The sequence below is a fragment of the Burkholderia anthina genome, assembly GCF_001547525.1.
Taxonomy (GTDB): Bacteria; Pseudomonadota; Gammaproteobacteria; order Burkholderiales; family Burkholderiaceae; genus Burkholderia; species Burkholderia semiarida.
The window spans coordinates 1,156,830-1,170,684 of the sequence record NZ_CM003768.1 but is presented as its reverse complement, the minus strand read 5'-3'; the positions used below and the strand labels follow the sequence as shown (position 1 = coordinate 1,170,684).

General features: G+C 70.7%; 14 protein-coding genes. 6 read left to right on the top strand and 8 right to left on the bottom strand.

Going from position 1 to position 13,855, the window contains the following annotated elements:
- The first annotated feature begins 6 nt into the window (after positions 1-6).
- The 4 genes from iolD to WS64_RS05390 all read left to right on the top strand — a co-directional run bounded on the left by iolD (position 7) and on the right by WS64_RS05390 (position 4,358).
- Positions 7-1,890, top strand: coding sequence for a 3D-(3,5/4)-trihydroxycyclohexane-1,2-dione acylhydrolase (decyclizing) (iolD, locus tag WS64_RS05405; RefSeq protein WP_060965931.1), 1,884 nt, complete (start codon positions 7-9; stop codon positions 1,888-1,890).
- A 62-nt stretch (positions 1,891-1,952) separates the two neighbouring features.
- Positions 1,953-2,882: a myo-inosose-2 dehydratase gene (iolE, locus tag WS64_RS05400; RefSeq protein WP_060965930.1), complete on the top strand. Its 930-nt coding sequence runs from the start codon at positions 1,953-1,955 to the stop codon at positions 2,880-2,882.
- Between the two features lie 56 nt (positions 2,883-2,938).
- Positions 2,939-3,757 (top strand): 5-deoxy-glucuronate isomerase, encoded by an 819-nt coding sequence (gene iolB, locus WS64_RS05395; RefSeq protein WP_059575895.1) that lies wholly within the window; start codon positions 2,939-2,941, stop codon positions 3,755-3,757.
- Positions 3,758-3,863: 106 nt separating this feature from the next.
- Positions 3,864-4,358, top strand: a complete 495-nt coding sequence (locus WS64_RS05390; RefSeq protein ID WP_059575896.1) for a heme-degrading domain-containing protein — start codon at positions 3,864-3,866, stop codon at positions 4,356-4,358.
- A gap of 22 nt (positions 4,359-4,380) precedes the next feature.
- Here WS64_RS05390 and WS64_RS05385 read toward each other — a convergent pair whose 3' ends face one another.
- The 7 genes from WS64_RS05385 to WS64_RS05355 all read right to left on the bottom strand — a co-directional run bounded on the left by WS64_RS05385 (position 4,381) and on the right by WS64_RS05355 (position 10,061).
- On the bottom strand, positions 4,381-5,127 hold the full coding sequence (locus tag WS64_RS05385; protein WP_059575924.1) for a glucose 1-dehydrogenase: 747 nt from the start codon (positions 5,125-5,127) through the stop codon (positions 4,381-4,383).
- A 176-nt stretch (positions 5,128-5,303) separates the two neighbouring features.
- Positions 5,304-6,008, bottom strand: coding sequence for an ABC transporter ATP-binding protein (locus WS64_RS05380; RefSeq protein ID WP_060965929.1), 705 nt, complete (start codon positions 6,006-6,008; stop codon positions 5,304-5,306).
- Entirely contained in the window at positions 6,005-6,757 is a 753-nt protein-coding gene (locus WS64_RS05375; RefSeq protein WP_060965928.1) for an ABC transporter ATP-binding protein, read from the bottom strand. Before WS64_RS05375 ends, WS64_RS05380 begins: the two co-directional genes overlap by 4 nt.
- The gene (locus tag WS64_RS05370) at positions 6,754-7,983 is read right to left on the bottom strand and encodes a branched-chain amino acid ABC transporter permease (protein WP_060965927.1); all 1,230 of its coding nucleotides are present in this window, start codon (positions 7,981-7,983) and stop codon (positions 6,754-6,756) included. Before WS64_RS05370 ends, WS64_RS05375 begins: the two co-directional genes overlap by 4 nt.
- A complete protein-coding gene (locus WS64_RS05365) occupies positions 7,976-8,911 on the bottom strand; it encodes a branched-chain amino acid ABC transporter permease (RefSeq protein WP_060965926.1) in 936 nt (311 codons plus the stop codon). Before WS64_RS05365 ends, WS64_RS05370 begins: the two co-directional genes overlap by 8 nt.
- A 9-nt stretch (positions 8,912-8,920) precedes the next feature.
- Entirely contained in the window at positions 8,921-9,358 is a 438-nt protein-coding gene (locus WS64_RS05360) for an acyl-CoA thioesterase (RefSeq protein ID WP_027787751.1), read from the bottom strand.
- Positions 9,359-9,524: 166 nt separating this feature from the next.
- Positions 9,525-10,061, bottom strand: coding sequence for an NUDIX domain-containing protein (locus tag WS64_RS05355; RefSeq protein ID WP_059575932.1), 537 nt, complete (start codon positions 10,059-10,061; stop codon positions 9,525-9,527).
- A 383-nt stretch (positions 10,062-10,444) separates the two neighbouring features.
- Here WS64_RS05355 and WS64_RS05350 point away from each other — a divergent pair, with 383 nt between their 5' ends.
- Positions 10,445-11,392, top strand: coding sequence for a fimbrial protein (locus tag WS64_RS05350; RefSeq protein WP_244166569.1), 948 nt, complete (start codon positions 10,445-10,447; stop codon positions 11,390-11,392).
- 120 nt (positions 11,393-11,512) lie between these two features.
- On the opposite strand, the gene WS64_RS05345 is transcribed toward WS64_RS05350, so the two are convergent.
- Positions 11,513-12,754, bottom strand: a complete 1,242-nt coding sequence (locus WS64_RS05345) for a YbfB/YjiJ family MFS transporter (RefSeq protein WP_060965924.1) — start codon at positions 12,752-12,754, stop codon at positions 11,513-11,515.
- A gap of 123 nt (positions 12,755-12,877) precedes the next feature.
- On the opposite strand from WS64_RS05345, the gene WS64_RS05340 reads away from it, so the two are divergent.
- Entirely contained in the window at positions 12,878-13,792 is a 915-nt protein-coding gene (locus WS64_RS05340) for a LysR family transcriptional regulator (protein ID WP_060965923.1), read from the top strand.
- Positions 13,793-13,855 lie beyond the last annotated feature (63 nt).

Here is a 13,855-nt window from a genome sequence, read left to right as displayed (position 1 = left end):
CCGACGATGACCACCACCGTAAGACTGACCGTCAGCCAGGCGCTCGTGCGCTACCTGGCCGCCCTGCGCGCCGAAGTCGTCCAGCCCGACGGGCGCACCGAGATCCTGCCGTACTGCGGCGGCGTGTTCGCGATCTTCGGCCACGGCAACGTGGCCGGGCTCGGCGAAGCGCTGCATGCGGAGAAGGACCGGCTGCCGACGTTTCGCGCGCACAACGAGCAAGGGATGGCCAACGCGGCCGTCGCGTTCGCGAAGGCGCATTTCCGCCAGCGGATGATGGCCGCGACGTCGAGCATCGGCCCCGGCGCGACCAACATGCTGACCTCCGCCGCGCTCGCGCACGTCGGCCGCTTGCCGCTGCTGTTGCTGCCCGGCGACGTGTTCGTGTCGCGGCTGCCCGACCCGGTGCTGCAGCAGATCGAGGATTTCGAACAGGGCGACGTCAGCGCGAACGACTGCTTCCGGCCCGTCACGCGCTACTTCGATCGCATCACGTCGCCCGAGCAACTGCTCGTCGCGCTGCCGCGCGCGATCCAGGTCATGACCGATCCCGCGCAGTGCGGGCCCGTGTGTCTCGCGCTGCCGCAGGACGTGCAGACCTTCGCGTACGACTGGCCCGAGGATTTCTTCGCGCCGCCGGTGATCCGGATGCGCCGGCCGCCGGCCGACGCGCTCGAACTCGCCGACGCGCTCGACGTGCTGAAAGCCGCGAAGAAGCCGCTGATCGTCGCCGGCGGCGGCGTGCTGTACAGCCAGGCGTGGGACGCGCTGCGCGCGTTCGCCGACACGCACGGCGTGCCCGTCGCCGAATCGCAGGCCGGCAAGGGCAGCCTCGCGTGGGATCACCCGCTGAACCTCGGCTCGATCGGCGTGACGGGCTCGCCCGCCGCGAACCGCGCGGCCGCGCAGGCCGACGTCGTGTTCGCTGTCGGCACGCGGCTGCAGGATTTCACAACCGGCTCGCACGCGCTCTACGGCGACGCGACGCTGCTGAGCCTGAACGTCCAGCCGTTCGACGCGGGCAAGAAGCGCGGCCGGCAACTCGTGGCCGATGCGCGCACGGGCCTTGGGCAGCTATCGGCGGCGCTGGCCGGCTGGCGCGCCGATGCCGCGTGGACCGCCGCGAACCGTGACCAGGCCGCCGCATGGAACGCGCGCGTGACCGAGCTGACCACGCGGATTCCGAAGGACACGCTGCCGTACGACGCGGAAGTGATCGGCGCGGTGCGCGACTCCGCGGCCGACGCGGGGCGCGACAGCGCGCGCGACGATCTCGTCGTCTGCGCGGCCGGCACGCTGCCGGCCGAACTGCACAAACTGTGGCGCAGCGGCGTACCGGGCAACTACCACATGGACTATGCGTATTCGTGCATGGGCTACGAAGTCGCGGGCGGCCTCGGCGCGAAGCTCGCGCGCCCCGAGCGCGAAGTGATCGTGATCGTCGGCGACGGCTCGTACATGATGCTCAACGCGGAACTCGCGACGTCGGTGATGCTCGGCCGCAAGCTGATCGTCGTGATCCTCGACAACCGCGGCTACGGCTGCATCGAGCGGCTGCAACGCCATTGCGGCGGCGCGAGCTTCAACAACATGCTCGACGACTGCGTGCCCGAAGGCGGCGAACGCTCGACGATCGACTTCGCGATGCATGCGCGCGCGATGGGCGCCGAAGCCGTGCACGTGCGTGACGTCGGCGAATTGCGCGATGAAATGAAGCGCGCGCGTGCGGCAACGAAGAGCCAGGTGCTCGTGATCGACACCACGCACCATCGCACGACCGACGACGGCGGCGCGTGGTGGGAAGTCGCGGTGCCGCAGGTATCCGGACGCGCCGGCGTCGAAGCGGCGCACCGCGCGTATCTCGACGCGAAGACCCGCCAGCGACGTTGAGCGTGCCTGCCCCGCGCCTCTGCCGCACCGGTAAAACAACATTCGAACCAAGGAAGCACGTCATGAGCTGGAACGTCCGCATCGGTATCAATCCCCTGTCGTGGATGAACGACGACCTGCCGTCGCTCGGCGGCGAGACGCCGCTCGAAACGGCGCTGAAGGAAGGCGCCGAGATCGGCTATGCGGGCTTCGAGCTCGGCAACAAGTTTCCGAAGACGGGCCCCGAACTGAAGGCGAAGCTCGCCGAATTCGGGCTCGTGTGCGTGTCGGGCTGGTATTCGGGCTTCCTCGCGGAAGTCGCGCCGGGCATGACGGACGCCGATGCGGTGGCGGCGGAGATCGAGCGCTGCCGCGCGCACATGACGAAGCTGCAATTCAACGACGTGAAGGTCGTCGTGTACGGCGAATGCGCGGGCACGATCCAGGGCAGCATCGACACGCCGGTCGCGAAGCGGCCGCGTTTCGTCGACGACGAAGCGTGGCGGCGCTATGCGGCGCGCCTCGACGCGTTCGGCGCGCACCTGCTCGACACGTACGGCATCAAGCTCGCCTACCATCACCACATGGGCGCGTACGTCGAATCGCCGGCCGACGTCGACCGGCTGATGGCGCTGACCGATCCGGCGAAGGTGTTCCTGCTGTTCGACACCGGCCATGCGTATTTCGGCGGCGCGGCCGACCCGGTGGCGCTGCTGAAGAAGCACGTATCGCGCGTGGCGCACGTGCATTGCAAGGACGTGCGGCCGCAAGTCGTCAACCAGGCGCGCAACGACGGCTGGAGCTTCCTGAACGGCGTGATCAACGGCACCTTCACGGTGCCGGGCGACGGCGCGCTCGATTACGACGCGACGCTGCGCACGCTGAAGGACGCCGGCTACGAAGGCTGGCTCGTCGTCGAGGCCGAGCAGGATCCGGCCGTCGCGCCGAGCTATCAGTATGCGAAGAAGGGCTACGACTCGCTGCGCGCGATCGTCGACCGGTTGAGCGCTTGAGCACGCGCGCAAGCGCCTGGGCGGTCGCGCCCTACCCTATTGCGGAGACCCATCTCATGACGATTTCTCCCCTGCTGGTCAAGGCATCCGCCGACCGCGAAATCTGCAACGTCACGCCCGAATCGGCCGGCTGGAAGCACGTCGGCTTTCGCGCGCTGCGCCTGAAGGCCGGCGACACCGAGACGCTCGACACCGGCACGCGCGAACTGTGCGTCGTCGTGCTGACGGGCACGGTGCGCGCCGAAGTCGACGGCGAAACCCACGATGCGCTCGGCAGGCGCGACAGCGTGTTCGAGGACGTGTCGCCGGACGCGCTGTACGTGCCGGGCGGCAAGACGGTGACGCTGGTCGCGACGCGCGATGCGGAAGTCGCGCTGTGCACCGCGCCGTACGCGAGCGGCGACAAGCGCGTGCTGCGCCTCGACGGCGAGCGGATGCGCCGCTCGGTGCGCGGGCAAGGCACCAACACGCGCTACGTATGCGACATCCTGATGGGCGACAACCCGGCCGCCGACCGGCTGCTCGTCGTCGAAGTCGTCACGCCGGCCAGCCATTCGAGCAGCTATCCGCCGCACAAGCACGACCGCGACGCCGCGCCCGACGAAACCTCGCTCGAGGAAACCTACTATCACCGGATCGATCCGCCGCAGGGTTTCGCGTTCCAGCGCGTGTACACGGACGACCGCAGCCTCGACGAAGCCTGCGCGGTCGAGAATCACGACGTCGTGATGGTGCCGCGCGGCTATCACCCGGTGGTGGCGCCTCACGGCTACAACCTGTACTACCTGAACGTGATGGCGGGCCCAAGCCGCGCGTGGGCGTTCAAGAACGATCCCGCGCACGAGTGGATGCTGGACGCGGCGCCCCATCGTTGAAGCACTGAAACGCCGAAGCACCGAACGGAAGACGGGCCCGCGCGCGGCCCGTGACGATGCAACGCCCGGCACGCGCGTGCAGCGCCGGCAATGCGACGGAGCCGCCATGGTGACGCCCCCCTTTCGCCTCGAACCCCACGCCTTCGACGACGATGCGTCGAACCCGGCGCTGCCGCACTTCAATGCAGCCGTCGCGCGCCGCATCGGAGAAATCGCGGTCAACCTCGCGACGCGACGCGGATTGCCGATTGCGGTCGGCATCGTCGGCGGGCACGCGCCGCTGTTCTATTGCGCGCTCGACGGCAGCGACGCGCGCGACGGCGATGCGATCCGCCGCCGGCAGAACACGGTGCTGCGTTTCGGCCAGAGTTCGCTCGCGGTCGGCGCGTGCTTTCGGCGTGCCGGCTGGTCGCTGCGCTCGCAAGGCCTGTCGGACGACGATTACGCGCTCGACGGCGGCGGCGTGCCGTTGCGGCTCGCCGGCGCCGGCATCGTCGGCGCGATGACGATCGCGGGGCTCGGCTCCGAAGACAATCACGCGCTCGTCGTCGAATGCTTGCGGTGGCACGTCGGCGCGACCGCGCTGGCGATGAGCGCATAGCGGCGCGCGCCGACCTGGCGCGTCAGCGCAGCCCGCCGCTCGCGACGAGGCGCTCGCCGGTCAGCCAGCGTGCATCGTCCGACGCGAGGAACACGGCGACCGACGCGATGTCGTTCGGCTCGCCGAGGCGGCCGAGCGGCGTCTGGCCGAGCACTTGCGTTTCAAGCTCGGAGCCGATGATGCCCGCGCTGTGCGTGCCCTCGGTCACGACCATCCCCGGGTTGATCGCGTTCACGCGGATCTTGCGCGGCGCGAGCTCGAGCGCGAGCACGCCGGTGATCGCGTCGACCGCGCCCTTCGTGCCGCTGTATACGGCGCTGGCCGGCGGCGTGATGCTGGTCACGACCGAGCTGATGTTGATGATGCTCGCGCCTTCGCCGAGATGCTTGGCGGCCGCCTGCGTCGTCAGCAGTACGCCGAACACGTTCGTGTCGAACTGCCGGCGATAGTGTTCTTCGGTGATCGCTTCGATCGGCGCGAATTCGTACACGCCGGAGTTGTTGACGACCACGTCGAGACGGCCATACGTGTCGATCGCGGTATCGACGATGCGTTGCACGTCGGCCGCCTTCGACACGTCGCCGCCGACCGCGACCGCGCGGCCGCCCGCTTCGGTGATCGCGCTCACGACCGCATCCGCGCCCGCCTTGCTGCTCGCGTAGTTGACGACGACCGCCGCGCCTGCGTCGGCCAGTGCCTTCGCGATGGCCGCGCCGATGCCCTTCGATGCGCCCGTGACGATCGCGACCTTGCCTGCCAGCTTGCTCATGATTTCATTCCTCAGTCAGAAGACCTTCGATGGATGGCGCCGGTCGCCGCGACGATGCGTCGATGCGTTGCGATGGCGACCGGCCTGACTGGCAATTTACGTTGCCGCACCGCAGCGATAAAGCGGCTCGACGCGAATTGACTGGCGGAGTTTGCCGAACAATCGACCGGGCGCCGTCAGCCCGCGCTCAGCCATGCGTGCATGACCTCGTCGTCCAGCCCGTCGAGCGCGCCGTCGTAGACGATCCGTCCCCGCCCCATCACCGCGACGCGCCGCGCGAGCCGCGGTGCGAGCTGCAGCCGCTGCTCGATCAGCACGATCGCGACGCCGTCGGCCTGCAGCGCGGCGAGGCACGCGCCGACCTCGTCGACCGCGAGCGGTGCGAGCCCTTCGGCCGGTTCGTCGACGATCAGCACGCGCGGGCGGCCGGCAAGCGCCCGCACCAGCGCGAGCACCTGCTGCTCGCCGCCCGACAGCCGCCCGGCTTTCACGTCCGCGCGTGCGGCCAGCAGCGGAAAGCGCTCGAACAGGCGGTCGAGCGCCGTGCGTTCGGCTGCGCCGCTCGCGCCGCGCAAACCGAGCCGCAGGTTGTCGCGCACGCTCAGCAATGGTAACACGTCGCGGCTTTCGGCAACGTAAGCCACGCCGCGCCGCGCGATCTCGAACGTGCGCGCCCCCACGCATTCGGCACCGGCGACGCGCACCGAGCCGGCCGTACGCACGAGCCCCATCACGGCCTTCGCGAGCGTCGAGCGACCCGAGCCGTTGCGGCCGAGCAGCGCGAGCGTCTCGCCCGGCGCCAGCGCGAGATCGACGCCGTCGAGCACGGGCTGCATCCCGTACCACGCGCGCAGCCCGCGAATGTCGAGCACGGCGCTCATGTCGCGCCCTCGCCCAGGTACGCGGCACGCACGCGCGCATCGGCGCGGATCGCATCGGGCGCGCCGGTCGCGACGACCGCACCGCGCACGAGCACCGTGATGCGCTCGGCGAAACCGAACACCGCGTCCATGTCGTGTTCGATCATCAGCACCGTGCGGCCCTGCGTCGTCGCACGGATCAGCGCGATCATCCGCGCCGCCTGCGCGCGGCTCATGCCGGCCGTCGGCTCGTCGAGCAGCAGCGTCCGCGCGCCGCTCGCGAGCGCGATGCCGAGATCGAGCGCGCGCTGTTCCGCATAGCTCAGTTCGCCGGCCGGCGTGTCGCGCCGCGCGTCGAGGCCGATGTCGTGCAGCACGCGCGCGGCCGCGAGATCGACCGACACCGATTCGCGCAGCCGGTTCCACCAGCGCCGCCGCTCGGCCGGCGCATGCAGCGCCGCGCAGCGCAGGTTGTCGAATACGCTCAGGCGCGCGAATACGCTCGTCTGCTGGAAACTGCGGCCGATGCCGAGGCGGCTCGCGACGACCGGCCCGCGCCCGCGCAGTTCGACACCGTGCAGCACGACGCGCCCGCGCGTCGGCCGCGTCGCGCCGGCGATCACGCCGAACAGCGTCGACTTGCCCGCGCCGTTCGGCCCGATCAGCGCGTGGCGCTCGCCGGCCGCGATGCTCAGGTCGACACCGTCGAGCACGGTCTGCGCGCCGAAGCGCTGCACGACGCCGTGAAGCGCGATCGCGTTGCCGTTCATCGCGCGTTCTCCCGCGTGGCGACCGCCGCGCCGTGCACGAGCCGCGCGCGCCAGCTCCACAGCAGCGTGCCGATGCCGGCAGCCGAAACCGCGACGGCCCAGCCGATCGGCGTATCGGCGTCGATGCCCCATGCGCCGAACGCGAGGCGCGCGCCGTCGTCCTGCGCGAAGCGCCATGCATAACCGAGCTCGGCCGCGCAGACGATCGCGATGCTCCAGAACGCGCACGCGGCGACGCCGCACAGCGCGCGCCACCGCTCGACCGCCGGCGCGCCGCGCCGCAGCACCCGCGCGAGCGCCTGTGCCACACCCGCGATCCCGCCCGGCGCGGCCACGACGATCGCGACGAACAGCACGCCGAGATACAGCGCCCACGCGCGCGACACGGCCGCGACGCCGGTACTCAGCGCGGTCAGCACGGCCGCGCCGGCCGCCGGCCCGAAGAATGCGCCGGTGCCGCCGATCACCGCGGCGATCAGCACGGTCGCCGAGCGCGCCATCGACACGCTGTCGGGCGTCGCGATCTCGACGTCGATCAGCGTCAGCGTGCCGGCGATACCCGCGAAGAACGATGCGCAGACAACCATCGCGAGCCGCACGCGACGCGGATCGGTGCCGAGCGCCGCGACGCGCGCCGGGTTGTCGCGCACCGCGTTCGCGAGCCGTGCGAGCGGCGTGCGCGTGAGCGCATGCATCGCCCACGCCGACACGACGCACCACGCGGCGATCACCGCATACGCGTGCGCCGGCGCGCCGAAATACCCGTTGCCCCACGGCGCGCCGCCCGCACGGTCGATCGGCACGCCGCCGATCCCGCCGAACCACGCGGGCACGCTCCATGCGGCCGCCGCGACGCATTCGCCGAGCCCGAGCGTGATCATCGCGAATGCGGTGCCGGAACGGCGCGTCGCCAGCAGCCCGGCGACGCACCCGAAGCCCGCGCCGGCCGCGCCGCCGACGAGCGGCAACAGCGGCAGCGGGCCGCCGACGCGATTGAACCAGTGCGCGGCCGCGAACGCGCCGAGGCCCGCGAACGCCGCATGCCCGAACGACAGCAGCCCGGTCGTGCCGAGCTGCAGGTTGTACGACAGCGCGAGCACGACGAGCGCGGCCGTCTGCGCGAGATAGCCGAGCACCGCGCCGTGCGGCCACAGCCACGCGGGCAGCGCGAAGCAGGCGGCGAACAGCGCCCAGCGCGCGCATCCGGCCACTGCGCGGCTACGCATCGGCACGCTCGCCGAACAACCCGCGCGGCCGCGCGACCAGTACCGCGACGAGCAGCAGGTACGGCACGAGCGGCGCCAGTTGCGCGATCGACACGGCGGCCACGCTGTCGGGCAGTGCGAGGCCCGTCCATTGCGCGAGGTCGCGCAGCGACGTGTCGCTCGCGGCCGCGAAGGTCTGCGCGAAGCCGACCGCGAGCGACGCGACGAACGCGCCGCCGAGCGAGCCGAGCCCGCCGATCACGACGATCGCGAACACGACCGACCCGACAGTCTCGGCCAGCGCCGGTTCGATCACCGCGAGCGGCGCGCCGATCACGCCGGCCAGCGCCGCGAGCGCGGTGCCCGCGCCGAACAGCGCCGTCATCACGCGCGGCACGTCGTAGCCGAGCGCCTCGACCGCGGCGCGATGCGTGAGCGCCGCGCGCACGACGAGCCCGAGGCGCGACGCGCGCAGCAACACGCCGAGCGCGATCAGCATCGTCGCGGACATCGCCATCATGAACAGCCGGTAGCGCGGCAACGCGAGACCGAGCACGTTCGCGGGCGGGCCGTCGAACAGCGGCGGCACGGGCGCCGGCAGCGGCGCGAGGCCCCACGCGAGTTTCGCGCCCTCGCCGATCAGGTACGCGAGCCCGAAGGTCAGCAGCAGTTCGCTCGTATGGCCGCGCGCCTGCACGCGGCGCAGCAGCACGCGCTCGCAGCCGGCGCCGAGCAGCCCGACCGCCAGCGGCGCCAGCACGAGCGCGGGCCAGAAGCCCGCATGGGCCGCGATGCCGTAGCCGACGTACGCACCGAGCATGTAGAAGCTCGCATGCGCGAAGTTGAGTACGCCCTGCACGCTGAAGATCAACGTGAGGCCGGCCGACAGCATGAACAGCAGCAAGCCGTAGCTGAGGCCGTTGAAGGCCTGGAGCGCGAACGCGTGCACCGCGCGTCGTCAGGCGGCGAGCGGTTCGAGCGCGGCGCGCAGCGCGTCGGGCAGCGGCACCGGGCGGCGCGTGCCGCGATCGACGTACACGTGCACGAAATGCCCCTGCGCGGCGGGCGACGCATCGCCTTGCGCGAACAGCCCGACTTCGTAGCGCACGCTCGACGTGCCGAGCTTCACGACGCGCAGGCCCGCATCGACCGATTGCGGGAACACGAGCGGCGCGAAATAGTTGCACTGCGTCTCGACGACCAGGCCGATCGTCTGCCCGTGCTCGACGTCGAGTACGCCCGCGCGGATCAGGTACTCGTTCACGACGGTGTCGAAGTAGCTGTAGTAGACGACGTTGTTCACGTGCCCGTAGACGTCGTTGTCCATCCAGCGGGTCGTGATCGGCAGGAAGTGGCGATAGGCGTCGCGCGGACGCGGCTGCGGCTTGTCGGACATGGCGATGGCGCTCAGGACGATGGAAGCGAAGGGAACGATGCGGACGATGGGGACGACTGGAACGACGCGCGGCGGCCGAAGCACGCGGCGCGCCAGCCAGCAACGCCGTGCCGCGTCGCGATCGCGCGCGGCACGGCGAACGGCGCGCCGCGGGCAGGCCGGCCCGTCACTGCCCCGGCCGGTCGACGAATTCGAAATCGAGGCCGCGCGCGCGCATCCAGTCGGCGAGCGCGACGCCCGTGCCGGCGCGCCACGGGCGCAGCAGCGGCGGATCGACGAGCTTGTATTCGAGCAATTCCGGCGACAGCGACACCGTACCCGACGCCCGCACGTGGTACGCGATGATCAGCTCGTTCTTGCGGATGAATTCGTACACGCCGACGAGCGATACCTGCTCGGCCTTCAGCGCGGTTTCCTCGAACACCTCGCGCGCGATGCCGTCCTCGGGCGTCTCGCCGTTTTCGAGGAAGCCGGTAATCAGCGCGAACATCCCCTCGGGCCACGCCGCGTTGCGCGCGAGCAGGATCTTGCCGTCGAGTTCGACGATCGCGGCGACGACCGGCAGCGGGTTGTTCCAGTGCACATAGCCGCAGGTATCGTCGGGGCAGGCCTGGCGAATGCGGCCGCCTTCGTGGTCGGGATCGGCCCGCTCGGTCAGCGGGCTCGCGCAGCGCGGGCAGAAGCGGTAGTCGGCGGTGGTCATCGATGGGGCATGGCGAGCGCGCGGCGGCCGCCCGCGGGCGACTCGCATGCTCGTTCGGCGCGGAAAAGGCCTCATTCTAGCGAGTTTGGGCGCGGCCGGATCGATCGGCACGAACGTTCTCAGGCAGCACCTGCCTCCGTTCGATCCAAGCCGACGGAGCGCGCATCCGGGCGTGGCGGCATCGCGCCATTTCCCGCACGACAAGCAAGATCTGGCCGAAACGAGCCATCGATCGGCACGGGAACTCGGCGATCGAGTCCTAAATATTGATTCCAACTTTAGTACGTGACCTATTCCCGCCGTGTACAAGCTCCCCAAAAATACCGACTCCACCCTGCGCGGCGCCCCGCCGCCACAATCAGTTGGTCACGACGAATTCCATCATGTCACATCATTGCACCGGCCCGGCACGGCGGCGGCGGCGAATGCCATCAGGCGTCGCTGCACTGCTCGCGGCCCTCGTTTTATCGATGACGCTCGCCCCGAGCGGCGCTCGGGCCTCCATCACCGCCTTTGGCAACGGCCACCTCGCCGTGCCGTCGACAACGCCGGTCGGGACCGTCGTTTCGCGCGATTCCTACACGCCCCGGGACCTGTGCGGCAGCGATACCTGTGAAATCACGAGTACGATTTTCTATCCGAGAGGCAGCCTGCTCGGCATGAGTGACGGCCCGGACATCGAAACCCGCGTGGCAGGCCTGTCGACGCGCATTCTTTACGATGGCGTACCGGCCACCGCGAGCACCAGGACGACGGTGCGCAACAGCATCGAAATCCAGTTGTTCCGCGACAGCCGCACGCCGAAGAGCGGCAGCCTGAAGCCGTTCTTGTTCAACATGTACTTTATCGTCAACTACAAAGCCGGTTTGCTGAGCGAGGCGGCGAGCATCTACCTCGCCGCGGACACCACCTTCATCGCCGGCACCTGCATGGTTCCGTCACAAACCGTGGTATTGCCGACGGTATCTCCGGCCAATTTCAACGGTATCGGCAGCACCGCCGGAACGAAGCCGTTCATGGTCCAGCTCCGCGATTGTCCGGCCGGATTCAACAAGATCGGCTATCAGTTCGTGCCAGTGAACGGCCAGGTTCAAGGTCTGCCCGGCACCCTCGCATTGCATCCCGATTCGACTGCGGCGGGCGTCGGCATTCAGCTCTTCAACGCGCAACAGTCAGAGTATGTGCCGCTCGGGCAATCGCGCCCCACGCCGTACAACGGACAGGCGGGCTCCTACACGCTGCCGTTCACGGCCTCCTACGTGCAGACCGGTCCGCTCGTGCGCAGCGGATTGGTCCGCGCGGACGCCGTGATCCTGCTGGACTATCAGTGAGCAGACGGCACATGGCCGACCGCCGTCGCGCGGGTCGGACCGTCACGACACATCGCGCATTCGATCGATTGCCCGCATGTTGCGCGATGCGGCGCGGGCCCCGCGCATCGGCGGCGGACGTCAGCGGCGCAGACGCGATGACGCAATCGCGCCGAAGCCGGCCGCACCCGCCAGCAGCGCGGCCGCCGCGACCCACAGCGCGGGCGTAAACGACCCGAAGCGCGCGGCCAGCGGCGCCGCGACGAGCGGCCCGAGTATCTGCCCGACGCCATACGACGCGGTCGCGTAGCCCATCAGTCCGGCCGCGCGCTCGCCGTGCAGGCGCCGCGCCTCGCGCATCGCGAACAGCGTGATCGCGGTGAACGGCAGGCCGAGCAGCGCGCTGCCGATCGAGAAACCGGCCGCGTTCGGCCACACGATCCCGGCCGCGATGCCGAGCGCCTGCGTCGCGCAGCCGGCCGCCAGCAGCAGCCGGTTGTCCCAGTGCCCGGGCAGTCGCGCGGCGGTGATCGCGCCGACGATCAGCGCCGCGCCGAACATCGGCCAGAACAGGTCGGGCCACGGCGAGCCGGCCGGCAGCGCGGCGCGCGCGATCACCGGCAGGAACGTCGCGGTGATGATGTAGCCGAAGCCCGGCGCGCCGTACAGCACGACGAGCCACGCGGCGTCCGCGCGACCGCTTCGCGTGCCGGCCGGCGCCGCATGTGGCGCGGCGGCCGGCGGCATGGCCTGGGCGCGCGGGGCCGCGGTCGAAGCCGGCGCCGCACCGAACGTGCGCCAGATCGCGACCGACAGCACGGCCGACAACGCCGCGAAGCCCAGCCAGCCCACCGCCGCGCGCTGGCCGGCCAGCGCGCTGCCGATCAGCCCGGTCGCCACGATGCCGACGCCCGGCCCCGCGTAGATCACCCCGCTCCATTCCGGCGCATGCAGCTCGGCCAGGCGCCGCAGCCCCCATTGCGACATGAACACGAACGTCCACGCGCTGACGACGCCCGCGACGAAACGCACGACGAGCCATGCCGGCAACCCGTGGCCGACGCCCATCGCGGCGGTCAGCAGCACGGTCGCCGCGAGCCCGAAGCGCACCATCCGCGCGGGCGCGACGCGCAGCGCCGCGCAACTGACCGCGCCGGCAAAGTAGCCCGCGTAGTTCGCCGACGCGAGCCAGCTGCCAGCCTTCAGCCCGATCGAACCGTCCGCGAGCATCAGCGGCAACAGCGGCGTGAACGCGAAACGGCCGACACCGAGCACGACGGCCAGGCCGACCATGCAGGCGAGCGCGGCCGCGCGGGCGCGGCGGTCGGCCTGGTCGGACGAAAACGCGCGGGCGGCGGCGGTCGAAGCATCGAAGCGGGACATGGCGGCATGGGCCGGCACGTCGCGCGCCGCGCCGATCGGAAATCGGAATGGATCTATCCTAGCTTGACCAAACGTTCTCGAAAAATGAATAATTGAGAATCGACTCATCCTTTGGAGAGAATCATGGACCTGTCGGCGCTGGCGATCTTCCGGGCGGTCGTGCGCGAGAACGGCGTGACGCGCGCGGCGGCCAAGCTCAATCGCGTGCAGTCGAACGTCACGACGCGCATCAAGCAGCTGGAGGAGGAACTCGGCGCGGCGCTGTTCGTGCGCGACGGCCGCCGGCTCGTGCTGACGCCGGCCGGGCATACGCTGCTGCCGTATGCGGAGCGCCTGCTCGCGCTCGCCGACGAGGCGCGCGACGCGGTGCGCGAGGACACGCCGCGCGGGCGGCTGCGGCTCGGCACGATGGAAAGCACGGCCGCGAGCCGGCTGCCGGCCATCCTCGCGCGCTACCACCACGCATGGCCCGACGTGTCGCTCGAACTGGTGACGGGCACGACGGGGTGCCTGATCGACCGCGTGCGCGACTTCGAGATCGACGCCGCGCTGTTCGCGCGCCCGCCCGAGCCGGACACGCTGCCCGACACGTTCGAGACGGCGCCGATCTTCCGTGAGGATCTCGTGCTGCTCACGCCGCGCGGCCATCCGCCGGTGCGTACGCCGCGCGACGTGATCCTGCCGACGCTGATCGCGTTCGAGCGCGGCTGCGCGTATCGCAAGTACGTCGAGCAGTGGTATGCGGCGCACGGCGTGAAGCCGGCGCGCGTGCTCGAGCTCGGCTCGTATCACGCGATCGTCGCGTGCGTCGCGGCCGGCGCGGGCATCGCGGTCGCGCCGCGTTCGGTGCTCGATCTGCAACCCGAGACGGGCAACATCGCCGCGCACACGATTCCCGAACTCGAAGGCATCGACACGCTGCTCGGGTGGCGGCGCGGTCATGCGTCGGCGGCGCTCGCCGCGCTGCGCGATGCGCTCACCGACGCCGCGCGGCAGCCCGGCGACGTGGCGCAGCCGAGCCCGACCGTGCCGGCGTGACCCGTGCGCACGCGTCGCCGCCTCGAGCGACGCGCATGGGCCGCACAAACAAAACGACCCGAC